Below are 25,563 nucleotides of genomic sequence, written 5' to 3' on the forward strand. Positions count from 1 at the left end.
GCATGATCATATACTTGCAGCAATGGGACGTGCAGCGGGTCAACTAGGATATTCATGTCTGTGCTCCGTCCAGCTGTGACCTGCGATATAGCGTATGCTGTCATAGTATTGCCGTACACCGTCAACAAGGATCGAGACACTACCTACTCTGATAAGGAGTACATTTGATAGAAGGGCTATTGCTGTTTCGACGCGAACCGCGGCGCACGAGCTTCAGCCGGTTCAACGGGCCAACAACGCCCTCTGACCGACTTTATTGACCTTGATGCGAGAACTGGTCACTTAGAACTTTCCTAACATCGAGCTCGTTTCAACGATTTCCGTTACCTCGCGCCCGCCTTCTGCGCATATTTCCATGACGCTTTCGCGAGCGGCACGGTGCGCTTGGCAGCTTCGATCGCCTTGGCATTGGCGGCTGTGCCATCTCGGATCCGGGCTGCGATGCCTTGGGTCATGCCGACTAAGCGAAAGAGATTATACGAAAGATACCAGTTCAAATCCGGCAGCTCGCTGCCCGTGTAGTCGCAATAGATTTGCGCGGTCTCGTCCATGCTAGGAATATTGAGCGCCTTCAGGTCGGCGGTCGCAAGCCCCGGCCTAATCCATTGCATCAACAGATAGGTAAAATCGGACATGGGATCGCCGAGCGTCGACAATTCCCAGTCGAGCACCGCGATCACGCGCGGCTGCCTTGCATGGAAGACAATGTTGTCGAGCCGATAGTCGCCATGCACAATGGAGACACGCTTCTGCTCGGGGACCGTGCTCGGCAGCCACTCGATCAGCTTTTGAACCTCCGGAATATGTTGCGTCTCCGAGGCGCGGTACTGCTTGGTCCAGCGATCGACTTGGCGCGCGAAATAATTGCCAGCCTTTCCGAAGTCCGCAAGGCCGATCCTATCGGGATCAAACATGTGCAGCTTCGCGAGAGTCTCGATCTTGCTGCGGAAAATCTTCGGTCGCATCTCGGCCGGTTCGCTCGGCAAGGTCGGATCCCAATAGACCCGTCCGTCCTCCATCGACATGATGTAGAAGGTCGTGCCAATGACGGCATCGTCAGTGCAGAGCGCAAATGCATGCGCGACCGGGAAGCCCTGATCGCCGAGCGCCGAGATGACACGGAACTCGCGATCCACCGCATGCGCCGACGGCAGCAATTTTCCGAAAGGCTTTCTGCGCATCACGTAGGAGCGGCCGGGGCTGTCGAGTTTGTAGGTGGGATTGGATTGGCCTCCCTTAAACTGTAAGACGGTCAAGGGGCCGGAGTAGCCCTCGACATGCTTGCGCATCCAACGATCAAGACGGATCTCGTCGATGCGATGTCGCTCTTCGACGGGTCTCGTGCCCGAAAACTCCTCGTCCTTCCTGACGCCATCGGCCAAGGTGACGCTCCTCGAATTTCGTGAAGCGTCACGCGTGGCCGCTTCTCATTAATCACCCGAGCAGTTGCATACTTCGGAAGTCCAAGTCTGACAACCGGGCGGCACTGCATTTCATCGGGTTATCAGACGCGTGGTACGCGTCCTGGTTTGGTCGGGGCGGATTCCGCTCCTCGTGGACGCGCAGGCGCAAGGTCTGCGCCGCTTGATCGATGATTCACAGGCTGGTTCGTCTTTAGATGCCAATTCAACAGTACTCACTCGTCCTCGAACCTCTTGTGCGGATCTCAAGCGGCCGGACAGGAGGCAAAAGTCAATCTTTTGGCGATGCGAACGGGCGGAGCTGAAACTGACTAGGGTCAGGCGTCTTTTCTCTGCGCTGACAATACGATCTTGACTCGCGTGGAAGCGGGCTGCGACCTTGCGTGAGTGACGAACAGTCGGAGGGGGAACTGAACGTCCTCGTCCGCGCGGTTTCAGCCTGCAGATGATCTCCGCGTCATCACCGGCATCGTTCATCTTTTGAGAAGTCGCTGCGCTAGTGTGATCCTGCGGCTAGAATCTACAATCGCTTTGTCCGCTGGGTGACGTAGGGCATGGGAAATCCTGTTCCGGGAGCTTGCCGGCCTGACGCGCGCTACGGACACGCAAATGATCGACGCCACGCACGTCAAAGCGCACCGCTCGACAGCGAGCAGAAAACGTGGGAGCGCAAGCAGGTTATTGGCCGCGCGAGCGGAGGGCACAGCACGAACATCCACGCAGCCGCAGATGCTGATTGGCCTAATCGCAATCCTGCTGGCGTGGGTGAGGCGCATGACTGCCGATCGCCGAACGTTTTTGCTCAATTGGAAACCGAACGACGTTCGCGCACCGAGCCCTCCTGAGAAACGGACGCTACCAGCGTGCCGTCACGCTTGAAGATCAAGCCGCGCGCAAGGCCGCGTCCGCCTTGCGCGCTCGGCGACTCTTTGGCGTAAAGTAGCCACTCGTCGGCCCGAAACGGGCGGTGGAACCATATTGCGTGATCGAGGCTCGCCGAGATCATGTGCCCGTCGAACAGAGTGCGGCCATAACGCACCATTACGGCATCGAGCAGCGACAAATCTGAGGCATAGGCCAGGGCGCACATATGCAGCGCGGGATCATCGGGCAGCTTTGCTGCGGCTTTGATCCAGATATGGAAGCGGCCGTCGTCGATCTTCTGACCGACATAACGGCCAATCTCGACCGGACGCAATTCAATCGGTCGATCGAAGTCATAATAGCGCCGGATGAATTCCGGCATGTCAGGAAACATCGGCCGCTTGGATAGTTCCTCGACGGTGAGCCCTTCTGGCGGCGGAACATCGGGCATGTTGTTTTGGTGGTCGAAGGCGCCTGGCTCGCCTGCATGAAAGGACACCATGATGGAAGAGATTGGATTACCCTCCTGGATCGCGGTTACGCTCCGTGTCGAATAGCTCTTACCATCGCGCAGCCGTTGGACCTGGTAGATGATCGGAACCTGCGGGTCACCGGCCTGAATGAAATAGCAATGCAGCGAATGCGGCAGCCTGTCTTCGACGGTGCGACATGCCGCGACCATCGCTTGCCCTATCACCTGGCCGCCGAACACCCGTTGCGAGCGAGTGTTTGACTGTTTGCCGCGAAATAGGTTCACCTCGATCGGTTCAAGGTGGAAGATGGCGGATAGATCGATCGAGGTTTTTGACATTGACGCGCTTTCGTTCTTCCTCGGCATCATTCCCCGGCATGCCGGCCAAGTGACGAAGCCGAGCTCTCGAGATCTGGCATTCTTTCGCGCCATCCCGGCGCGATTCTTGTTTTTCGTCCATCTTTTCGCAGGTAAGGAGCCCAACTGCGACTACATTGAATTGGACAGATCGAGAATTCCTAGTGAACTCGTGCGAGCGAGACTACCGCGTCGACCATTCCAATGATGCTCCCTAGCAATCACCGTGCCACGACGGTATACTTGAACAGCTGCGAAATCGATGTGCTCATCCCACGCCGGCAACGACACTTCCGCTTACTGTCGGGCTGCCAACCAGACACCGCCCGGACACGACAAGGCACATGAAAAAGACATGAACGCATCACGTGCCGGAGGATCGACGGCGCTGGGATCTTCGAAATTTTCAACACGTCTATACTGAAGGCTCAGCGTCGCTCGCGAACCGAGCCTTCCTGGGCGACAGACGCGACCAGCGTGCCGTCAGGCTTGAAGATTAAGCCGCGCACGAGACCGCGTCCGTCTTGCGCGCTCGGCGACTCTTTGGCGTAAAGTAGCCACTCGTCGGCCCGAAACGGGCGGTGGAACCACATCGCGTGGTCGAGACTTGCAATCATCAGCCTCTTGTCGAACAGTGGGCGCTCGTAGCGCGCCGTTACCGCATCGAGCAGAGAGTAATCGGAGGCATAGGCAAGCGCGCACATATGCAGCGCTGGATCGTCGCGCAACCTCGCTGCGGCCTTGATCCAGATATGAACGCGACCGTCGTCAGTTTTCTGACCGACATAACGGCCGATCTCGACCGGGCGCAACTCTATCGCGTAATAGCGGCGGATGAACTCCGTCGTTTCGCAATACATCGGCTGTTTAGGCAGTTTCCCCGCTACGAGCTTTTCCGGCGGCGGCACTCGGGGCATCTTGTCCTGGTGGTGAAACGCGCTCTCCTCCCCGGCATGGAACGAGACCACCATCGAGAAGATTGCGTTGCCATGCTGGATGGCGGTGACGCGGCGCGTCGAATAGCTCTTGCCCTCACGCAGCCGCTCGACCTGGTAAATGATCGGCACCCGAGGGTCGCCGGGCCGGATGAAATAGCCGTGCAGCGAGTTCGGTAGCCGACCCTCGACCGTACGGCATGCCCCGATCATCGCCTGCGCGATGACCTGGCCGCCAAACACCCGTTGCGCCTTAGTGTTCGGACACTTGCCACGGAATAGGTTCGTTTCGATCGGTTCCACGTCGAAGATAGCGAGCAGGTCGATTAGGCTTTCGGACATTGATGTTCTTTCGGTTTTCTTTGGCGTCCTTCCCGGGCATGGCACACAGCTGTGAACCTAAAAATTTCCAGATTTCGGGGCGTTCTTTCGAACCGCACGATTCAAACGCAAATTTGCGAGACGGCACGCGACAGTGCTGCTGTCTGTGGTATTGACTTGGATAGATCGAGACCTTCTCATGAACTCACGGGCTGTCAGCATTTCGCAACGATGCTTTACGCTCGCTGCAGCAATCGGCGTGCCATAAGACGCTGTGCATCCCAGAGGAGCCGCAAATCCATCTACTTTGTGCCGCGCCGGCGAAATACTTACACCCGCGCGTCGCGGTCTGAACATACATATGAAACCGAACACAGCTGAGCACGACAATCACGCGAAGGACACCCTTCGCCTCTCGTGCCGAACGTTTGGCGACGATGGTCCTTCGGAATTATCTCACAGGTGAGGCTTCGTATTAGATCGACGTCCCTTGCACTTTCGCAATTAGAACAAAGAAGCGCGTCCGCGCTGTCATACGGGGAAATAAGCCTAATGCGGCCTCTAATCTCGCAAGCGCCTTCTGCTCCCTGTGGCTCCAGGGCAATCCGGGAAAGTAGTTTCTAGGTCGATCGTTGCAATGATCGCCTTCCATCCGGTTGCTCCGCTGGGTGAGCTGTTGCCCAGCTGACGAGCGCTATGGTCTACTCATCCTCCGCGCCAAAAGTGCGCGCTAAGCTGGCGCCACTCGCCCGGTTTGCATCTGGCAACGGCTGCTTAGCGCAGCCAGGAAGGTCAGTGTTGCGACAGCGCGCTCGGCGGAAGCTTCATCCTCGATGGCCGGCGCGGCCTTCTCCTTGCGACGCTCACACCGTTAGCCCGCTCTGAAGCGGTACTGCAGTACACTCGCAGCACGCGCGCCGTAAGATATGAGTAGTAGATAGCCGCTCACATCTCCCTTTCCGCGGCTTGGCGGACCACCAAGCGCGGCCGGATCGTTCAGGCGGATCACCAAACGGCAGCAGAGCGAAAGGCCTTTTCAGATTTTGCACCTTCGCCTTTATGGGATCGTAATTAGGCAAAGCAATGCTGGGCACCAAGCGCCACCTCGCCATACCGGCAGGCCTCGATTTCCGGGCGTCTAAGGCCGCACGGGCGCCTTGCCATTCCGCTGGCATCTTCACCTAGACAGCTCAGCCCAGCAGCGTCTGCCCATTTCTGGCGACGGTAACTTGGCGCTCCCGAACATGAGCTTCGAACGAAATCGAATGGCCGTCCTTCCAGAGATTCACCGTAATGATCTCACCCGGAAACACTGGGGCAGAAAAGCGGACGCGATGACGATGGAAGGCAGAGGGATCGTAGTCAGCATACGTCTGCAACACGGCTCTGCAGGTCAGTCCATAGGTGCACATACCGTGGAGAATGGGTTTGGGAAAACCGGCCTTACGCGCGAATTCCGGGTCGCTGTGCAAGGGATTTCGATCACCCGATAGACGATAGAGCAGTGCTTGGTCGGGCCGGATCGGGATATCCACTGATCTGTCCGGCGCTCGGCGAGGTACTTGGTGCGGCTCGGGCATTCCCTCTGATGGTCCACCGAAGCCACCGTCGCCCCTGGCAAAGGTCGACGAAGCGATCGTGACGATCTTGTCACCTTCCCCATCTTTGACCACGACTTCGTTCTGGATGATCGCGCCCTTCTCCTCGCCCTTGTCGTACACGCCGCGCACGCGCGCATCCGCCGTAACGCTGGCCGCGACAGGCATCGGCTTGTGAAATGTGATGTCCCGTTCGCCATCAACGACCATGACGCGGTCGATGTCGATGACTCCCGGTCGCGCCCCCCAGACGCAGACCGACGCAAAGGTGGGCACCACTTTCAGCGGCTTCGATATTGCAAATGCCTCGTTGACAAACTGCAGCTCCTTTAAGCTCAGCGGATCGGAGCCCATGCCTATGCCAAGCGCATACAGCATCACCTCGCGATCGCTCCACGAATAGGGAGCGGCTTCGGACTTGAGATCGAGTATGGCGGGATAGTCGATCGGCATCGGGCCGCTCCCTCGTTGTTCCCTTTGACGTCAGGCCACCTTACAGCGCGGCAGTGGAGGTCCACGCTCGGTCAACTTTTGTGTACATGCGAGCCGGCCGTTGATGGCCATGGCCCAAGGTTTTCGCGAGGTTTATGTCGCAACGACAGCGAGAAGCGGCGGCTCTGCTCGAATAGCAACTTGTTATCGCGACCTCGCCCCTTCTCAATACGCGCGCACAATTGCGGCTCATGCGCTCGGGCGTCGCAAGATCGGCGCTGGCTGACCAGCGTTTTTTTTGCATGCCGCGAAGGCGAGGCCTCTCACGGCGGAGGTTGAACCGGGCCCAATTCGAGGCTTGGCTGCTCGCTGGCGCTCCACGGCATAGGTATCGGCATAGTCGCGCGAAGAGTTGGCGCGTCCGCGGACCGCGATGCTCATGCTGGCCGCTCATCATCTGGACTTCGGCGGGGCGTGAGGTTTTTTGTTCAGGACAGGCGACACAGAGGTTGAAGGGAACAGCATCCATCGTCTTCCGTGCGAGATTGGCGCGCAACCGAGTGTTGCTGATCTCAATAGCAACGGCCGTGCCAACGTCTCACCGCTTCTAAGCCTCTGATCACGCGTTCGAAACCCCAACAACATCCAAGTCCCCAGTGTTCTGAACCTGACCGGGGCTTGTGCCTGTCAGAAATTGGACAAGAACAGAGCGCTCGGCGCCGCCAGGACGCAGCTTAAACGGTCAGCAGAATGGATTTCGGCTTCAATATTCTGCCGCTCTCCCGGCGCATTTTTCCAATCCGTGCTAGGCCACTTTGAGTCCAGCTGCCGACATTCAAACTCGCAGCCTTGACCTTCGTACGCGAAGTATACTGACGTTTTCTACCTGGGGGCACCGGGCGCGAATCGCACCGCCCGCCGAGCGCGCCCATGGTTCTGAATTCTGAAGGCGTTCTTTCCAGTTGGTGGTCTAAATTGGAGTGAATTCTTCCTCAAGCTTTAGCACATGCATGCAGCTGATGGATCGTGATTGACGAATCGGACAACCTCATCGCGGTCCCGAAATGTGGGCACCCGGATTGAGGCAAACCGAGCGTAGCGTAGACGCGGCAAGCGGAGGCGAATGACGAACGCGGATCATTGCAGACGCAGTCCACGGCAAGTTGCACCCACTCTGCGCGCCCTCTCCAGTAACTGAGCGGACAAACATGTTTGGCAGGCGACCAAAACACATGGACCCAGACGGAGGCGCGGAACGGGATGAAGCTATCTGACAAAGTCCCCTCGCTCCGTACTTTCTTATGATAATCGAGCCGGATCAGGTGGTGCAACTCCACGAGCCTTCGTTGAACAGGCTCTCCGAACAAGTCGCGCGGATCAGAGGGCGGATGGCAATAGCCTGCAGCTTCTGCACGGCTCGGTGACGCGGCTAAGATCGTTCCCGTTTGTCCGAGAGGATGATGATCCGTCTCGCTAAGACGAATGTTCATGTTGGGCGAGCGACCCCTGTCGCAGGCGTTTGCGTGGAAGTACGAACAACGTCGTTCGGAACACCGATGGATTCACGTTTGAAGTGCAACGATTGATTTAAGCTCAGAGAATGCCTCGGCGGGTGTCTTGAAGTCCAGGCATTTACGTGGCGTATCGTTGAGGCGCTTTACGTACCTCCTGAGATCGGCGGCGGTAAGGAGATTGAGGTCGGTCTTGCGAGGCAGCGATCGTCGCAAGCGTCCGATTGAGTTTTCCACGCCGCCTTGCTTTCTGCCAAGGCGGTCCCATCGCAAGGCTTTAGCTCACGCGGTTTCGCAGGCCAGGCTGGCGTGCCAGCTTGAAGCGACAATCCCACCGCCTGCGTCGATCGGCCAATAGCTGGGCTCGCACCGGTTCGTAGCCGCCGGCCCAAACCTTCGTCGGCCTCGAATTACGCTTAAGTTCCCGACTGATCGTCGATGACGCCCGGCCAACCACAGACGCAATCTGATTTCGAGATATACCGCCTGCATGCAGGCGGTATATCTCAACGCGCTCTTCAAGGCTGAGATGGCCATAACATCGTCCCATCGCAACAACACCTTAGGAGGTGTTGCACTTGCATCGTGACCGAACACCCATCCGGATACTTCCGCGGGGCACACGGCCTGCCAGCTCCTGATAATAGTGCTCAAGTTTGACGCACCATATAGACGTGACCAGAAGGCGTCCGATTGTCGGGTTTCGATGCTTCGCAGGGGTCCGGAGTGACCGGCTCGCTTGTCTCCGAGACCCTATCGCTGGCTTGCCGTTCGAACAACCATCGATAGATGCCGTCGGCCCGAGTCAGGGAGCCGTGGGTGCCCTGCTCGACGATCTCACCGCGATCGAACACCAGAATGCGATCGAGGTTGCGCACCGCCGACAGCCGGTGCGCGATCACGATCGAAGTGCGTCCCTTCATCAACCGCTCCATCGCCTGCTGGATCAGTCCCTCGGATTCCGAATCGAGGCTCGAAGTCGCCTCGTCCAGAACCAACACCGGCGCGTCCGCGAGGAACGCCCGCGCCAGCGCGATCCGCTGCCGCTCACCGCCCGACAGCTTAACGCCGCGCTCGCCGACCAGCGTGCCATAGCCGTTCGGCAGCCGCAGGATGAAGTCATGCGCATTGGCGAGCCGCGCTGCCTGCTCGATGGCCGCCATGTTGGCGCCGGGGCGGCCGTAGGCGATGTTCTCAGCCAGGGAGCGGTGGAACAGGATCGGCTCCTGCTGCACGATCGCGATCTGGCTGCGCAGCGATTGCTGTGTCGCTTTAGCAATATCTTGACCGTCGATCAGGATCCTGCCGCCGGAGAGGTCATAGAGCCGCTGCACCAACTTGACAAACGTGGTCTTGCCCGAGCCGGAACGGCCGACCAGCCCAACGCGTTCGCCGGCACGGATGTCGATCGACAATCCGTCGTAGAGCGGCGCGCGGTGCCCCCCATAGTGAAAGGTCACATCCTCGAATGTGATCCTTCCGCCCTTGACATCGATCGGTTTGGCACCGGGGGCATCGATGATGCCGATCGCCTCGCCACTGATCGTAACAAGTTCCACCATGTCGTTCACCGAACGCTGCAGATTGTTGATGTGCATGCCCAATTCACGCAAGTAGGCGTGAATAAGGTAATAGCTCGTCAGCACATAGGTGACGTCGCCCGGGGAGGCGTACCCCGATAACCACAGCAGGATAGCGCCGCCAATTACCGAACCGCGAAAGCACAAGAGCATCACGTGCTGCGACACATTGGTGGCGTTGCCACGCAGCCACGTGCGCGACACCCGTGCCTGCCACCGGTTCATGACACCGTTGAGCCGCGCATCCTCGCGCGCCTCCGCGCCAAATGATTTCACCACGGCGTTGCAGGTGAGCGCGTCCGCCAGCGTGCCACCGACCTTGGTATCCCAGGCATTGGCTATTCGTGCAGTTGGAGCGATGTAGCCGATCGTCATTGCGAGAGTGATCGCGACATAGATTACGGTGCCGACCGCAATCACGCCGCCTAGTGCGGGCCAGTGTAGGCCTAGCAGGATCATCGATCCCACGAGCACGGCGAGCGACGGCGACAATGCCATCAGAATGATGTTATTGAGCAGGTCGAGCGCCCACATGCCCCGCGTAATCTTGCGCACGGTCGAGCCGGCGAAGGAATTGGCGTGCCAATCGGTCGAGAAGCGCTGCACCCGCATAAAGGCTTCGCGCACCACATCGGAGATCGTTTTGAGCGTGAATGGCACAATCGCCTGCAGGCCAGCGAACCGCAGGATGAGCGAGACGAGACCCAGCCCGACGATGCCGCCGAACGCAACAAGCGCCGCATGCCGTGCGGCCAAATCGGACGGGCCTGACGTTAATGCATCGACCAGATGGCCCGAATAGACCGGCATGAACAGGTCGGCGACTGATGCACCTAAGAAGCCGACGAAGACGATCGTGAGGCGGACAGGCTGCTTCAGCCACTGCTGGAACACGAAAGGGATCACCTCGTTGATCGCGGCGGGTCGTTTGTCGTCGGAAACAATCATGGCGCAATCCGGCCGCACTCACAGAGCGGGCCGACTCCATCTAAATTGACGCGCGGTGACGCAAGGAACGACAGAAGTGTCACCGGAAAACAGTAGGTCGTGGGGTGCTTTGGGCGAGCGGGACGTTGGTCCGGATCAACGCCGGCGGTCAACGGCACGGACGAAAACCCACCAAGAACAGCGGGCGTAGGTGCGCGATCGTTGAACAAGACACGACCACGAAAAGCCTTGTCGGTCGGAATGGCGAGGCGCAGCCTACGGATGTATTGGGTGCAATCTGCCAAATGGCAAGCCCGTGAGCGCATCCATGTCAATGCACGTCGTCGAATGACGCCGCCACGGTGGCGGCCTCGTTTGTAGCCGATCTGGCGGTCTTGCAAGACCACACGGATATCGGTGACGTTGCGGTAGATTGATGGACCGTAGTCACCGAAGGATTTCCGGCCACAGTCGCCGCCGACGAGCACGCCAATAGATCCTGCGGCCCACCTCCGGAGTCGAGGCGGGATCTCCACCGCAGGCTCGAGATCCGCTGAATTGGCGCTACCGCTTGAAGCAAGCGTAACCCTTGTGTCGTCACGCCAAAACCCCACTTCAGTTCGCATCATAAACTTTCACAGCGTGCATATTCCCGACTTGCACACACGTCCATTGACGGAACAAGTGCGACATCCCTGCTAGGCGTCAGCTCACATAAAATGACGCGCTGGAATGGCCTGACGCTGTTACGCCGCTTTCGCGCGCTTTCAGATAGAACGCGCTGTGCACGCGACGGCTTTCCGGCGGCAACCGATTTTCTAGAATTGGCCATTTTCCCGTCTCTCGCTCCAGCATCATACAACAGTGCGGCCGAACTTCTTTGTGGCATGTCGGCTGCAGCACGAATGCCCTCACGACTCGAACATCGGAAAAACAGAGCATCGGTCTTGTGTCACCTCTGTAGCTGCCTTTACTTAGCAACACCCGTGCCAGCACGTTTGAAACGTGTTAAGTTGTTGTTTGGGATTGGAAAACCGTACGCCGGCAGACGGTGGCTGGTGTTTTGAGCGCGACGGCCGACATACCGTCGTCAGAAACCGAACAGGATCGGCGGTCGTTTGCGCCCGAAAGAATGCCTTGCGAGTACTGTCGAGCACGGCTGACCTACCCCAGCGGCAGACGCAACCAACGTTGAAATTCACTCTGGCCGATGCAAGTACAGCGCATCAAGCGCGGCTGCGTTGGGAGGTACGCGTGGTTTCTTCCGCCAAGGAAGGCGCATAAATTCCATGAGTGGCACGTCGATTGCTACTGGGAAACACCGCAGCCCGAGAGCAGTTGGGTTCTTCCCGGGGCGTCGATGAAGATTGCTACACCGGTGCATGAATGCGCCAACGGCTTTGTGGTTCTGGAAACAGCAAAATGGCTGCTGAGAACCTCGCCCGTAGGCCAATGAGAACGCTCCAGCATTCTAACAGGGGGCCATGCCATCATGATTGACTTGAGTGAGGGACATGACCGACAGCTTCATCGACCGACTGTGCAAGGCGCTCCGCAAGGGTTCGGTGCTGACTGGCACGGACATTGCCTCGCGCTATTACCACGATTTGGCCGGTAAACCGGTCACCCAGCCGCGAGCGGTCGTCCGTCCAAGGACGACGGAAGATGTCTCATCCTTGCTTCGGTTCTGTCAGCGCGAAAAAGTGCCAGTGACGACGCAGGGCGGCATGACCGGGTTGGTGCGCGGCGCTCTGCCGAATCCACATGAAATTGTGCTGTCGATGGAACTGATGACTGCGGTCGAGGAGGTGGACATCTCATCAGGCGTAGCCGTGGCGCAGGCCGGCACGCCGCTGCAAACGATACAGGACCGGGTCGGGCAGGAAGGGTACATGTTCCCGCTCGATCTCGGCGCGCGCGGTAGCTGTACTATCGGCGGCAACATCTCGACAAATGCCGGCGGCAATCGCGTGATTCGGTACGGCATGACGCGCGACTTGATCCTCGGCCTCGAAGTCGTCACCGCCGATGGCACGGTGCTACAGGGCTTACGCAAATACATCAAGAACAATACTGGCATCGACCTTAAGCAGCTTTTCATAGGCAGCGAGGGAGTTCTCGGCGTGGTGACGCGAGCCGCCTTGCGCATCTTTCCCGCCCCTAGGGAGCGGCAAGTGGCGCTTTGCGCCCTGCCCTCTTTTACACAAGTCATCTCGGTCTTAGGAATGGCGCGAAAACATCTTGGGCGGAGAATTGACAGCATTTGAGGTGATGTGGAACGAGTACTACCGCCTCGCGCTCGAGCGCGTGAACGGCATGGTTCGGCCGCTGCCGGTCGATTATCCCTTTTATGTCTTGATCGAGGCCTCTGGCGACGATGCCGATCGTGTCCACGCCGATCTCGAAAAGCTGCTCGATACGGCAATGCGCGCGAACATGATTCTTGACGCGACGCTCTCGACGTCGAATGCCTCTGCAGCAGCGATATGGCGTATCCGCGATTGCAGCTTACAACTTGCCCGGACGTTTCCTTATGCTGCACGTATCGCCCTCGACGTCAGTATCGCCATCAACCGGATGGATCAATATGTGAAGACAATTGTCGCGCGTATTAAGGAGATCGACCCCGGCGCGTTCACGATCGTCTTCGGTCACGCCGGTGATGGTAACCTGCATGTCGAGCTACATCAGGAGCACACGCCCGATAGGCGGCAGGAGTTGGAGAGGCTTGCTTAAGATCACCAGCGAATTCGGCGGATGGATCTCAGCGGAACACGGCATCGGCATAGTTAAGCGGCCGTATCTGAAGATGAGTAGGACGCGGGAGGAAATTGAAACGATGCGTACGCTCAAACGAGCGCTCGATCCGAACGAATTTTCACGATGTGAGAGGACGCGAGGACGGGGCGGGCATCTCGGTCGGAACGGTCGAACGTGCGTGAGGCCTTTCGGCAAGTGGAGGCCCAACACCTTGTCATTGCCCTGCCTCCTCGCGGGGGACGGGTTGCTCCGTTCGATACCCACAAGGAGATCGCCGGGATGCGCGACGCGCTCGAACTGGTCGCGGGCGTCTCTCAGCATTTGGCGCGGATAGAGCTCGCCCTGACTGAAGGAGACAAGGCGCAAAGCAGTTCAGGAATTTGAGAGGCTAACCTTGCCTTTACGCCATCGTGGCACCTTCCGCGATGTCGGGCCTGCTCGCCACGGGCTACAGCTTGCAGATTCTCAGTTATTGGTCGCGATGGCGTGCAGTAGCGGCTGGCGAGCACGGCCTAATCATCGCCTGATCCTGCAAGCACTGCGATCGCGCAACGTCGATCAGGGTCGTAACCGTCTCGATCGCCACATTCAACCCATCGAGCGGCTTGCCCTTCCAACCTCCTGACGGGAATGAGACGGTGAATTCCAAAGAAGGCCCTCTTAGAGCGTCGAACCACCGTCTTGCGGCGCGAGGCACTGGCCGATGACGCCCATGCGCCGACGCCGTTAAAGTAGAGCTTCGATCCGCCTCCGGCTCGGGAGCGCGGGTTTGTTTACCAGACGACGCTACGCCGATTGGATGACAAGGAAGTGCCTGAGATAGTATTCGCCCTATTTCCTATCCGCGAACCGATCCTTCCCACCGGTAGAATTCTGCTTAGGCGTCGGGCCGTGCCAAGCCGCGAATTCTCGCCCAGCGCTGAACATGGTCGGATCGGGCGCGGTCGCAACGAGAGCCGTGGCCGCTATCGCACAAATTCCGGGAATGGAGGAAAGCGACTTCGCCACCGGATTTACTTTGTGGATCTGAGGCAGCTCTCGCTCGATGGCATCCACTTGCTGGTCCAATTCCTTCAGTTGGTTCACAAGAACATCCAGTGTCATACGGGCATTGCATGGCAGCGGCAGCCCGTCGCCATCCAGCCCGGCCACCGTCCCTCCCTCCTTGGCCCTGCCAACCAAGAACCCGCTTAAAGCAGAATGAGCTCGGATGGCGTAAGCCGTCATAGCTCTCCCGCGCACCAGCAGCCCTGTCGCTCGATGGCGCAACAAGGCGCCCTGGTTCGGGGCGGCGGCCCAAGACTGCGCGACCAATGTTCCGGGGTTCGCTACCGGACTCACGCCAGCGCATGCTGAATGAATGTCCGGCAAACTCCGAACGAGGTCTGGTGAGCGAACAAGAAGGACGATCCCGAGCCAAGTTCAGCATGTACGCGCGGATTAGCCAGGCCGGACCTCGCCCACTGAGGGCGTTGATCAGCGGCTCGGTCCGCTGTGCCACTCCGAAATATTGCTTCGAGCTTGCTTTCCCGGCGGCTCCACTAGGGCGGGCCCAAAATTGCGATCGATGGAAATTCGAGACGTCCATTGCGGCACGCTCTGCTTTCATCAGCTTAAAGGGGCACATGGGTATTTTGCGACCAAACTGGTCACAATAGACGAGAACTTGGCCGTTTTCATGCAGATGTCGAATAATGGCGACGTCGAAAGAGGCCCAAATACGAGAAGACGCTCGTCACCGCGCAGCGATTCACTGACGCATTTGTCCGAAACGTCCGCTTCATTTCGAATTCCGAATCCTTTGTCTTCAACATTACCGCTGCTTCGGCGGGCTTGGTAAACTATGCGCTCCGCGGCTTTTCGGTCGACCAGCAGCCGTCGATGCAATCTTCGAACGGCAATGCTTTGAGATCAGATATTCGTCACTGTTCCTCGAAGGAGTTGGCCATGCCATTCAAGCCGAGCTCGTTACGGCTTCGTGGGTGGGATGGTGAGCATCCAGCACTCATTGGCTTCAGTGAAAATCGCCTGGTTACTTATCTCGCCCTAGCGCAGGGTTGGTGTTCAGAATGCTCGTGGGAACAGGTGCGATCCAGGTCGTTCTCGAGGATGGAGCAGGATCGAGGCGACGCATGCCTGGATCAGAATGCCACGCCGGCGGTTCGCATCGACGAGCTCGGTGCTGTAGCTTATTGCCAGACAGGACGCCGTCTTGCGAGGCACCTTCAAATCACTTCGCGTCTGTCGCGTTATACCAGATCAGCCCCAACTAGGCAGCCTTGGCGGCCTGTGGCTTTGACCTGGTGCGCGCCACGCTGCAAGGACTACCGATACTGAGCGGCACATCGCCATCGATGGCGATGGGGCTCACCACGCGATCTCGATCGCTCGATTCCTTGAGGGAGCGACGCTCGGCCGCCAGGTTATCCCAGATTACGACGTCGCCCAACTTCCAGCTCCAGCTCACGGTATTTTCCCGCGCTGTGAGGTAGGATTGAAGCCGGTCGAACAGCTTCTGGCTGGCATATTTTTCTAGGCCAACGAAGTTTTGCACAGAATGTCCGAGCACGAGCAAGCGCTCGCCCGTCTCGGGATGTAGGCGAACAACCGGACACGCGGTTTCGCAGATTGTTCCGGTGAAGACATTATCGAATTGCTGCGTGTCCATCTCGATGGCGTGCCTGGTCACGGTGCAATCAAAGGCGCTGCAGTGCACCGCCCAGAGGTTGTCGGCCAGCATTCGCAGCGGCTCGGGAAGATCATGATATGCAGCCGCAGTGTTTGACCAAATAATGTCATCGCCATCAGGCGGGATCACGACTCCGCGCAGTACTGAGATTTTCGGACATGACTCACCGAAGCTGAGACCCATGTGCATCCGGTCGGAACGACCGCTGCCGCGGCCCGGCGCCATGTCCGGGGTCAATGTTCCCTTTATCGTACGCGGGATCAGAGAGCCGAGGCGGACGGCAAAGCGCTGCTGTTCGGCATCATCGAGATGTCCCTGATCACGGAAGAAGATGATTTTGTGCTCGAGAAGTAACTGGCTAATGGCGCAGATGACCTCGTCGGACAATCCGTCCGATAGCCTGATGTTCTTGATCTCGGCACCAAGCCGGGCCGCGGACTTGACGACGTCCGATCGCGGAATGACATTATCCATTGTCGTCACGTTGCTCATGATCATGCTCTCACTATCGTGATGCCTAAAACAAAGCTGCGCGATACTTCGTCGCGAGACTAATGGGGGAGGCGAAGGAAATCGGTTTGTTGACGGATCCTACTCGGCCGCAATGTGCTCCAGCATCCGCCACACAGAGCCACGCCGGGTCATCGGCACGCACGACCATCATCATCATGTGCCCCTCTCTGTTGCGATCAGAGCCACTCTTGCATCGGCTCCGATCAGACGACGGAAAAGGCCGGCAACGCTGCCGGGATCGACGTGCAGCATAATGAATTACCTCGCTCTTACATCTCAATCATACGGTCAATCGATGTCTAGTCCATGAAACGAAACCAGCTTTCTTTTCGACGATGTGAAATGTTCATTTTGTCGGCGAGCCAGGCACCAAGCTATTTTTAGGAAGACGATTTCTCACGCGTCGCAATAGGTACAATCGCGGTGGTCAGGACGGAATGGATAGCTTGTAGTCTTAACCAATCGGCGCGATCAAGTTACTCTACCTTCGATTGTTGACACATCACGCACATTTTATAGGTTAGGCAAGATTGTCGCCATATCGAATTCCCGTTGTGTGCGGCTGTTTCACCCGTCTGTCACAGATGGAGCAGGTGCCGACTGCTCGCGAAGCGAGAGATCGATACCCCGTATGCTCTAGCAGTTCCCGCCCCGGTTTAACACGGGCTGTATCACCCGTTTTGCGGGATGCGCTTTCCAAACACGAGGAACATCGACATGCAACCTGAAGTCGGACCTGCTTTAAGTGGAAACATCATGATCAAGCATTGGAGCAACGTATAGCTGACGAGGATCCGCCCGCTCGCAATAAATGTCACGATAAGGTGAGCGCCGTCACATGTTTCCCTCGAGAAGTCGGGAGTGGCCAAGCACGCGAAGCCGTACGACATTGCCTGGGCGAGTGATTCGTGCGCGCAACACACCCCAAGAAAGAGCGAATCTGTCTCGGCTCAATCATCCGGAGTTTTTCTCTTACGACTGCCCGACGCGGCGCAGATCGCGAATGGGCAAGCGGACAATCATGCTTGCACGCGGCGACGCGCCAATGGACGACCGAGGAAAAGCGGCAGCGAAAAGCGCCAAAATGCGCAACAAAGTAGCGGCTTAAGACCGCAATCAACGTCTCCACCACCGCGGAGATAGATCAGAGCCCGATGAGGAAGGCGATTCACCCTCATCATTTGTTACCACGAAGCTGATGTTCTCCAGCATGCTCTTTGCGGGCACCGCCTACGCTTCTGCTATGGCGGTCAGCGCTTTAGGCAGGACCCGGACTGCGTTTGCGGCAAACGGGCGCCTACCTGAAAGACCTCGAATTCAATGGGCTCGTCGATAAATACTCTCGAAGCGACGAAATGCTTCCGGCAGCGCGCGTTTGACATTGACGCTGCGAGGATTGCCTTGGAGTGCCCCCCGACAACCCAAACTCGTCGAGAAAACGACGCCAACCTCGCCGCATGGCTCTGAAGTAGAGCGCGCCGAGTGGCCCGTCACGCCCATGTGGATATCGCCTGCCAAATCATCCCGCGCGCTACGGATTCCGATGCAAGTGACGCTGAGCCGCTTGTGAATGCCGCCACGTCATCCAGATCACGGGAAATGCGTCTATCGCTGGCCGAGGAGTTTTCCTAAAAAGAGTCTTTCCTGATCAGAGCCCAATGCGCGAACCGCAGCCCGTCTCTTCAAGCTTGCGACTGTACAGGGACATCAGATCCTAGCTTCGGGCAAATCGATCCATATATCTGCAGGACCATCCAAAAGCGTATCTTGATCCGGCACATAGATATTATCTGGCACTCTGAGACCGTGGCCAACGGCGATTCCACTGATTACAAAGGGAAGCTCGATCTGCTCTTGATCTTCAAAGCTGTCCGCGCCAACGATTCGGAGACTTTCCAGTTCAAACCGTCGGAATTTCATCAGCGGTTTTGCCGACGCTATCAGGTCTTTGGCGGAAGATACTCCCCGCGCGGCCTCTTTTCTCAAATGGTCCAGCGCCATGAAGAGGGACGAAAGCTCGTCCAGCTCAGAACGATTGAAGTGTCGCAAACGCGATGAAATGGGCACTCCGTTCCTGTATCGTACTGTCGGCACAAAACGTATCTCGCAATCAACAAGCAAGTCTGTGACCGCTTGTTTCACGAGAAGGGCCTGTCCAATATCCTTTAAACCGAAATAGCTGCGATTTGGTCGCGCAAAACAAATCCAGCGGATGCATCCGGTGATACCTTCCTTGAGGAGCCCATGAGGCCCGCTCGCACGCAGCGGATAATCCCCTTGAGATACAAAGGTGCGATATCCTGGCGGAAACATCTCCGCGTCGGTCGTTGAAATGACGGCAGAAGCGCCCGCTCCCAGCGCAAGCGCAATGTCATCCTCCAAATTGAACTCGTACTCAGGACCTGGGCTAAGCTGAATCTTGTTCGGATAGACTGTGACAATGGCCACATCGTTCTCGGCTGCGGCCCTTCTGATTAACTCCGCGTGGCCCAGATGCAATGCTCCTAAAGTGTGTACTGTGCCGATAGTCTGCTCTCTTCTTGCTACGTCCGTAATGAAGGTCTTGCCAGCTGAAAGAGACGCTAGATGCATGCTTCCTACTCCGTCTTGTTGATTGCCCGGCAGCCCTGCTGCTCGAGCAGACATGACCCATGGCGAGCGCTACCGGCCACATCGACGGCGCGGCGGATGAGCTCATGAGCGCCTGGAGTCCGGCCACAACGGGGACACATCCCGCTTCTCTATTGTCCTTCTCTATGATGACAGGCGCCCCAAATGGTCATGCGTCCTTTAGCCCATCAGGTCGATCCTTCTCGACCGCGCCTCATTAGCGATGAGAACTCAGCCAAATACTCTGAAGGTTCGGATTTCTGATCTTCCACGTCCTTCAAAGCAGCCTGGAGCCCAGGACATCTGTCTGCAAAAAAGGGCGGTTCAAAGGTCGTTATCCTTGCACCCGAGAAGTCTGTTTTTACAAAGCTTGCCTGGAAAGGTGAAATTCCACTCAAGTTAGTCTTGCAGAGCGAGGATTGATTCATTCGAACGTATGCCGTACGGGCCGCTTCCAGGTTGCTGCCAGTCATTCCTGCCGCAATATAGGACTGAACAAGGTTGGCTCCCTCGAAATTGGCGCGGTTCAAAGCCATGGACTGTGGAGGATCACCGGTAATCATTGAGCGATATAGGTAGGCCTGCGAAAAATCTGAATCATCGATATCGCAATCGCGTATAAACGCACAGCGCGCACGGAAGCCGCGCAACTGGGCGGATCGCATCGTGCTCTCGAAGATCGAAATGGCTTCCCCTGATGCGCGAGATAGATCAGCTCCATCGAGCTGACAAGAACGAACGGATACTCCGTTCAACACCGCGCCGACGAGGTTGGCATTAGCGAGGTTTACCGACAGAAGTCGCGCCTCCGATAGATCTGCCTCCTCGAGCTCCGCCTTCGCGAGATTTGAGAGGCTGAAATCCGCAAAGGGCGCGCTCAGCGCTTTGGCCAGGATGCGACCGCTCGCCTTTGAAAGCCTGAAGTAAGGAAGATGAGCGTTCTCTAGGACAAGATTATCGACCGAAGTGGGGCGCAGGATTGATAGAAACTCCCCCCTTGACTGCAAAAGCGAGCTGCCGGTCAGATGCGCCTTCGTCATCGTAACTTGGTTTAACTTGGCAAAATGAAAGGACGAGCAAGGCAGGTAGCATTCGTTGATGGTCGATCCTTGCAGTTCAGCGCCATCAAAGACAGCCTGGCTCGCGTCACATTGATAAAAGAGGACGCCACTTAGCACTGCGTTGTCGAAACGGGTCCTTCGCATGCTGCACCCGTGGAATAGGCTACCCGTTGCATCGATGAGATTGCGCAGACTTGCATCGTCGAAATTGCAAACCTGTGCGGCAATAGCATGCATATACGCAAAGTCGAGCTTGGCTCCGCGGAAACTTGCTCGCTCTAATCCCGGGCAAATGAGGTTGGCCTCGGACAGATCGGCTCCATCCAGCTTCGCTCCGTGAAGTTGCGCACGATTGAGGATGCATCGCCGCAACGGAAATCCAGATAGATCGTGACCGTTGAAGTTCTCGGAAGATAGCCGCAGGCCGATGCCGGTCTTCTCGATCGCGTCCTCGGTTCGCCTTCCCACCGCAGCCAACGCAGACGCCCGATCACCGTTTCGGCTCCAGTACCGGACAAAGTCGCCATCTGCCGAAGATTGGCTTAGCGCTGTGGCACGGATATCCAACTCCTCAGGCACGCTGAAATGGCTAGTGGCGTCGGTAGCTTGCGTCATTGCCAGGCTCTTCCATTCTCCATGACGAGCGCACTTTCTCAGCCTCGTTTGCCGGGCGCTTTTTGCATGGCCCGCCTGTTTGAAGTCGCCAAGGTTTGCCGCGAGCGCCTCTTGGGATTTCTCTCTGCGAGTTAAGCATCATCCCTCATCAGGATCTAACTTACCTGACCGGGCCTCTTGAATTGCGCCATCACGAACCGACACGCACGAAAAGCCTGAGCAAGTTGCAGCAGACGGAGTTGATCTCCCAGGACGTCACCCTTGGGTACTTAATCGATCTGTCGACAGTCGAGCGAAAAACGCCGCAACTTCGGCTACCCCCGAGTTCGTGCTTCTAACAGTCGGCCTCACGATGCACTTCAATAGCAACGTCTGTGCCACGTCCCTCATCTATCCTGACAGACGTTGAATCATTGTCTAGAAACCGCGCTCGGCAGAAGGCGTCTGGGCTTTGGTAACTGACAAGGACTTGCGTCCTGTCACAAACCGTACAATCATCCCCGACGCTCGCAACGGCGGCTCCTGCTTGTTCTCTATCGCTTCGACGACAAGTGCGATGTCCCTCTCCATGACCGTCGAGTGACGTTTGCCTTCAATGCACGTTGGCGCATTCTCCAGATGTCGTACTATTGAGCCACAATTCGCCGCCCGTGTTCCTCAGTTTTCGTCCCGGCGACGCAGCTCCGTTCCGGAAATCCACCAACAACGTCGCGCGAGGTTCCGGGGGCGGTGTTCGGGTCAGGAGTTCACATGCAGGGCGTACAATTGTATTACATGCGAGGGTCGGTTATCGCACTTTCTTACGAGCTCGGCGATGCCGGATGGGCGTGACGGGTGATGAGCCTGAGGAAGCGCTCGACCTGGTTGAGGCAGGAAGCATAGGCTGGAGAGAATGTGCCAGCCTGGACTTCGGGCGGGCCAGCTCCTTGGATGCTTGTGGTTGCGTCGTTGCCAAGGACGAGATGGATGTCAAACTGGGCCGGCAAATTGGTTTCGATGTGCCTTTGCAAAGGCACGGAACTGCTGGTGACTGCGCGGTCAAGAATTTTGTTTCCAATCGGACGCCTTGCCCTCTTTGAAGGCGGAGGGACCCCCGGAGTCGCCTCGCATTCCTGGATTCCCGCTCGCCAAGAACCGCCATTACGCAATCAAGTGACGGCTCTGAATGCACACCTGCTCGCCCGCAGCGGGAAACGGAGGACGAGGGGCCCTGTATAGATGTTCTTCCCGATTGACAAGCCAATCCAGATGCCGGTCGCACCAAGCCCGATCTTCAAACCAAGCACGTGGCCAAGTGAGAAGCCGATTGCCCGGTAGGCAATGCCGACGAACAGAAGCGGCACCCGAGTTTCCTTCAGTCCGCGCAGACCGCCCGCCACAATGCTCTGCGCGGCATCAGTGACAAAAAGGCTCGCGGCGACCACAAGGAGCTCTGCAGTCCGCCCGATCCTTGCGTCGGCATCTTCGGCCGATTTGTCCAAAAGCAGCTCGGCGATCTCAGAACGCGCGACGATCACCGCAACGGTCAGCAAGGCAGCGATTAGCGTACCGAGCAGCATCGCGACCAGGCCTGCCCGCTCGATGCCAGGACCGCCGTTGCGGCCGACCGCATGGCCAACGCGTCGGCCGCCGCCAAGCTGATGCCGAAAGCGAGCATGGATGTAATCACGGTGATCTGAAGTGCGATCTGATGAGCCGCGAGTGCACTGGTGCTGATCAGCGACAGGAGCGCAGCAGCGGACAAAACTCCGTACTGCATCAGGGAGGCGATTGACCGGACTTCCGATCACGATCAGCTGTCGCAAGAAGGGCCAATCCAATTGCGAGAGATCTGCAAGCACGTGGTAGTTACTGAAAGGACGACGCATTTCGGCAAACCACAAACCGGCCAGGAACATCGCACAGTTCACCAGCGTGCTCGCAAGCGCCGCACCGAACAGCTCAAGCCGCGGCAGCCCGAACTTGCCATAGACCAACAGATACACGAGCTCGGCGTTGAGGGGGATTGCCGCCAGCGTGATCCACAAGATCGGCTCCGGCCGGTTGACCGCGCCCATGAAATTACGGATGGCCTGCAGCCATAGCGCCGGCACTACGCCACAAGGCCAGTCCGAACAGATATTGCTGGGCGAGCCGCGCCGCGTCTGGAGCCTGACGAAAAGCGAGTAGGATTTGCTCTCCACGAAACACAAACGCTACGATCGGGAACGATAGTAACAGCGCCATCCATAGGCCCGTGCGCAGTGCGCGCTGAACCATAGCTAGATTCCCGGCCCCATACGCCCGCGCCGCCAAAGGTGCGATCGGCGCCACCAGGCCCGCGCCAAAGGTGAAGCTGACGAGATAGAGCGTGACGGCCAGGGCGGCCGCAGCGAGTGCCTCAGGCCCGATGTGCCCGATGAAGGCCCAAGATCCGCCGTCATCATCGCGACCTGCGCAAGCTGGGTCAACACCATCGGCCACGCGAGCTTCACAGTTTCGTTGAGCTCGATCTTGAAGTGTTGGCCAGCCGCCCGTCTCGTGCCCTGCCGCAAAACTGATACCGGTTGTGCTTCGATTATTTTGCCCATGGAAATCTAACTACTTGTTTGCCCCGGCCGCAAACGACTCTTGTTCCGCCGAGATGATGCTCTTTTTCGCCCTGAAGTCGCGATCTCCTGCCCATGCGGGATCAGTCCGGCCGGGCAGCTGCGCCTCACAGAGGAGGCGCGCATCGGCCTGGGCTTACCGTTAACCCTGTGGTTTGGCGACTGCTCGTGCGCTGATGCGCGGCTTCATCAGCGCCTCCGCCAGCGCATCGAGTCGCATTTTAAGCGCAAAGGCGGCAGGTGGCTGGCGGTCATCGGCACCGCGATAGGTGCGGGCGTGGACCGCAATCGAGGCTTGGTCGATCACCTTGGCGAAAGCGTGCGCGAGCGCGCACTGAGTCGGACAGTGGCGCTCGGGAGTCGCAATCGCACGCGACGCATACGTGAACTGAGAGGCTATGATCTTCTGAGCCATCACTACATTCCTTGAGCATGCCATGCTGGATGACAGCTCCTTTTTAAGGCTCGTGCCAACTGCGATAGCTTGATTTGTAATGGCTATTTGCCTTTGGCGGGCGTGTCCTCCTCCGACAACATGTCGCAAATCCCACGGTCAGCATCAAAGACGAGCCCAAAGCCCGCAGACATCCCGCAAATCCACCAGGAATCCGAATAGACGGATGCCGATATGACAACCCTCCGAGCTCGCCAGCGCCGCAAATCGGCTAGACTGAACTCTCGACTCGGGTGGCAATAATCGCTGCGCGCAAGACAAAGGCGTCGCTTGCCTGAGCAGGGTATGGCTTCGACGCGTTTTCAATCGCCAAAGGCCGTGGCCCGTTCGTCGAAACGGCCTTCATCACAGGATCGGGAATGAGCGCACTTATGAGCGTCTTCTTAGAGCGGCTGAATGAACGATTGGCCAGCCCGCCGCGCGCAAGACTTGGGACTGCGGCGATCAAGCCTCTGGTGTAGTCGGTACTCGGATTGAGGAATATCTCGTCCCTGGTGCCGGTCTCGACGACGCGCCCTTGCGCATGACGATGACGCGATCGCTGAGATGGCGGACAAAGCCGAGATCATGCGAAATGAAGATGTTCATGTTAAGATGCGCCTTCAGATCGGCAAGCAGGTTCAGCACTTGTGCCTGGATTAGGGCGTCGAGCGCTGAGACCCGGTTCATCACAGACGATCACGGCGGGCCTTGGAGCAATCGCGCGGGCGATCGCAACGCGCTGGCGCTGACCGCCCGAGAGTTCAAGCGGTTGGCGATCCAGGAACGCTGAAGATAGTCCCACCAGGTCAAGGAGCGGGACGACGCGTGCATCACGCTCGCCCCTGGTCAACACGTCATTGGCGAGTCTATCGGATATGATGCGTCCCACAGTCCAGCGAGGATCAAAGGAGCTGAGGGGATCTTGGTAAATAACCGTGACAGCCCGGCGCCACGTCCTGCGCTCGCGATCAGTGACCGTGGTCCAGGCCTGACCTTGAAACAGAACGGCCCCGCCGTCGGGTAGCTCGAGCGCCAGCGCCATTCGTGCCATCGTCGACTTCCCAGACCCGGACTCGCCGACGACGCCCAGAGTCTCGCCAGATCGCAGCTCAAAGGAGACATCGTCGACGATTGTCCGCGGCACGCCATCTGGCCCTTTGAACCGCTTCACAAGGTTTGTCGCGCTGAGCACGACCGGAGGCAATGTCGATGGCAATTGCGCGGGTAATTGCTCCAGAGAGCGTGACTGCGGCCGCGGCGGCCGTGCAGCGGGCAATAACGATAGACGAGAGCCTCGCGGGCGAGCAGATGGCACTGCATCCAGAAGCTGGGGGGTATAGGCGTGCTGCAGCTCCTGGAAGACTTGGTCTGCCGATCCGTGCTCAAGGACCTCGCCTTCATGCATGACCAAGACCTCGTCAGCTATCCGGGAGACCACCGCCAGATCATGGCTGATGAAGATGAGCGCGTTGCCCCGAACCTTGCTCTCTTCCTCTCTTCCAGCAATCCCAGCACCTGTGCCTGCACAGTGACGTCGAGAGCCGTGGTCGGCCCGTCGGCGATCAGGATGCGTGGATTGACAGTGTGGAGCAGAACTTTGGCACCAGCTAGTTGCAAGCGTGGGCACTATGGATGCGACGGCAACATCAAATAATGCGATCGAATGCGCTTATTTTTGTGATGTATTTCGTGAGAACTGGCAGCACTATCCGACCCTCGTGGCTCGCAATGCCTTTAGGGCCTTTATCCGGTCCTGCACACCGCGGTGTCTGAGTTCGCCACGTTTTCGCCACCAAGAGGTGCCGACATACTCCGTGCAGGGCAGAGAGTGCGTGGTGCCCACAGCCTCATACGAGTGCGCTGACTACACATG

At 58.0% G+C, this 25,563-nt stretch carries 17 protein-coding genes; 4 read left to right on the forward strand and 13 right to left on the reverse strand.

The features are described 5' to 3' along the window. Positions 1–323: 323 nt before the first annotated feature. The 5 genes from IVB07_RS32475 to IVB07_RS32495 all read right to left on the reverse strand — a co-directional run bounded on the left by IVB07_RS32475 (position 324) and on the right by IVB07_RS32495 (position 10,439). A complete protein-coding gene (locus IVB07_RS32475) occupies positions 324–1,382 on the reverse strand; it encodes a phosphotransferase family protein (RefSeq protein ID WP_247767177.1) in 1,059 nt (352 codons plus the stop codon). Positions 1,383–2,223: 841 nt separating this feature from the next. Continuing rightward, positions 2,224–3,096, reverse strand: coding sequence for an acyl-CoA thioesterase II (tesB, locus tag IVB07_RS32480; protein WP_247767179.1), 873 nt, complete (start codon positions 3,094–3,096; stop codon positions 2,224–2,226). Positions 3,097–3,542: 446 nt separating this feature from the next. Further along, positions 3,543–4,391 (reverse strand): acyl-CoA thioesterase II, encoded by an 849-nt coding sequence (locus IVB07_RS32485; protein WP_247767186.1) that lies wholly within the window; start codon positions 4,389–4,391, stop codon positions 3,543–3,545. A gap of 1,169 nt (positions 4,392–5,560) precedes the next feature. Beyond that, complete coding sequence (locus tag IVB07_RS32490) at positions 5,561–6,421, reverse strand: MaoC/PaaZ C-terminal domain-containing protein (protein ID WP_247767188.1); 861 nt, start codon at positions 6,419–6,421, stop codon at positions 5,561–5,563. 2,140 nt (positions 6,422–8,561) lie between these two features. Then, positions 8,562–10,439 carry an ABC transporter ATP-binding protein gene (locus IVB07_RS32495; protein WP_247767189.1) on the reverse strand — a complete coding sequence of 626 codons (1,878 nt, stop codon included), beginning with the start codon at positions 10,437–10,439 and terminating at the stop codon, positions 8,562–8,564. Positions 10,440–11,932: 1,493 nt separating this feature from the next. On the opposite strand from IVB07_RS32495, the gene IVB07_RS32500 reads away from it, so the two are divergent. Then, complete coding sequence (locus tag IVB07_RS32500) at positions 11,933–12,685, forward strand: FAD-binding oxidoreductase (RefSeq protein ID WP_247767191.1); 753 nt, start codon at positions 11,933–11,935, stop codon at positions 12,683–12,685. Then, positions 12,660–13,154: an FAD-linked oxidase C-terminal domain-containing protein gene (locus tag IVB07_RS32505; RefSeq protein WP_247767193.1), complete on the forward strand. Its 495-nt coding sequence runs from the start codon at positions 12,660–12,662 to the stop codon at positions 13,152–13,154. Before IVB07_RS32500 ends, IVB07_RS32505 begins: the two co-directional genes overlap by 26 nt. Positions 13,155–14,009: 855 nt before the next feature. On the opposite strand, the gene IVB07_RS32515 is transcribed toward IVB07_RS32505, so the two are convergent. The 4 genes from IVB07_RS32515 to IVB07_RS32530 form a co-directional block, all read right to left on the reverse strand. Beyond that, positions 14,010–14,330, reverse strand: coding sequence for a transposase (locus tag IVB07_RS32515; protein WP_247767195.1), 321 nt, complete (start codon positions 14,328–14,330; stop codon positions 14,010–14,012). Positions 14,331–15,447: 1,117 nt separating this feature from the next. Next, positions 15,448–16,359 (reverse strand): TauD/TfdA family dioxygenase, encoded by a 912-nt coding sequence (locus IVB07_RS32520; RefSeq protein ID WP_247767197.1) that lies wholly within the window; start codon positions 16,357–16,359, stop codon positions 15,448–15,450. Positions 16,360–18,087: 1,728 nt separating this feature from the next. Further along, positions 18,088–18,972, reverse strand: coding sequence for a pantoate--beta-alanine ligase (locus tag IVB07_RS32525; RefSeq protein WP_247767204.1), 885 nt, complete (start codon positions 18,970–18,972; stop codon positions 18,088–18,090). A gap of 206 nt (positions 18,973–19,178) precedes the next feature. Beyond that, complete coding sequence (locus tag IVB07_RS32530) at positions 19,179–20,666, reverse strand: pentapeptide repeat-containing protein (RefSeq protein ID WP_247767206.1); 1,488 nt, start codon at positions 20,664–20,666, stop codon at positions 19,179–19,181. A gap of 821 nt (positions 20,667–21,487) precedes the next feature. Between IVB07_RS32530 and IVB07_RS32535 the strand changes: the two genes are divergently transcribed. Next, positions 21,488–21,745, forward strand: a complete 258-nt coding sequence (locus IVB07_RS32535; RefSeq protein WP_247454874.1) for a hypothetical protein — start codon at positions 21,488–21,490, stop codon at positions 21,743–21,745. Between the two features lie 69 nt (positions 21,746–21,814). On the opposite strand, the gene IVB07_RS40825 is transcribed toward IVB07_RS32535, so the two are convergent. The 4 genes from IVB07_RS40825 to IVB07_RS32550 all read right to left on the reverse strand — a co-directional run bounded on the left by IVB07_RS40825 (position 21,815) and on the right by IVB07_RS32550 (position 25,095). After that, on the reverse strand, positions 21,815–22,723 hold the full coding sequence (locus IVB07_RS40825; protein WP_346659450.1) for an MATE family efflux transporter: 909 nt from the start codon (positions 22,721–22,723) through the stop codon (positions 21,815–21,817). 4 nt (positions 22,724–22,727) lie between these two features. Beyond that, positions 22,728–23,129 carry an MATE family efflux transporter gene (locus IVB07_RS40830; protein WP_346659451.1) on the reverse strand — a complete coding sequence of 134 codons (402 nt, stop codon included), beginning with the start codon at positions 23,127–23,129 and terminating at the stop codon, positions 22,728–22,730. Between the two features lie 267 nt (positions 23,130–23,396). After that, complete coding sequence (locus IVB07_RS32545) at positions 23,397–23,669, reverse strand: hypothetical protein (protein ID WP_247454876.1); 273 nt, start codon at positions 23,667–23,669, stop codon at positions 23,397–23,399. 628 nt (positions 23,670–24,297) lie between these two features. Next, positions 24,298–25,095, reverse strand: a complete 798-nt coding sequence (locus tag IVB07_RS32550; protein ID WP_247767207.1) for an ATP-binding cassette domain-containing protein — start codon at positions 25,093–25,095, stop codon at positions 24,298–24,300. On the opposite strand from IVB07_RS32550, the gene IVB07_RS32555 reads away from it, so the two are divergent. After that, a complete protein-coding gene (locus IVB07_RS32555) occupies positions 25,033–25,344 on the forward strand; it encodes a hypothetical protein (protein ID WP_247767844.1) in 312 nt (103 codons plus the stop codon). The two genes, IVB07_RS32550 and IVB07_RS32555, sit on opposite strands and share 63 nt — an antisense overlap. Positions 25,345–25,563: the final 219 nt, after the last annotated feature.

The organism is Bradyrhizobium sp. 172 (assembly GCF_023101065.1).
Taxonomy (GTDB): Bacteria; Pseudomonadota; Alphaproteobacteria; order Rhizobiales; family Xanthobacteraceae; genus Bradyrhizobium; species Bradyrhizobium canariense_D.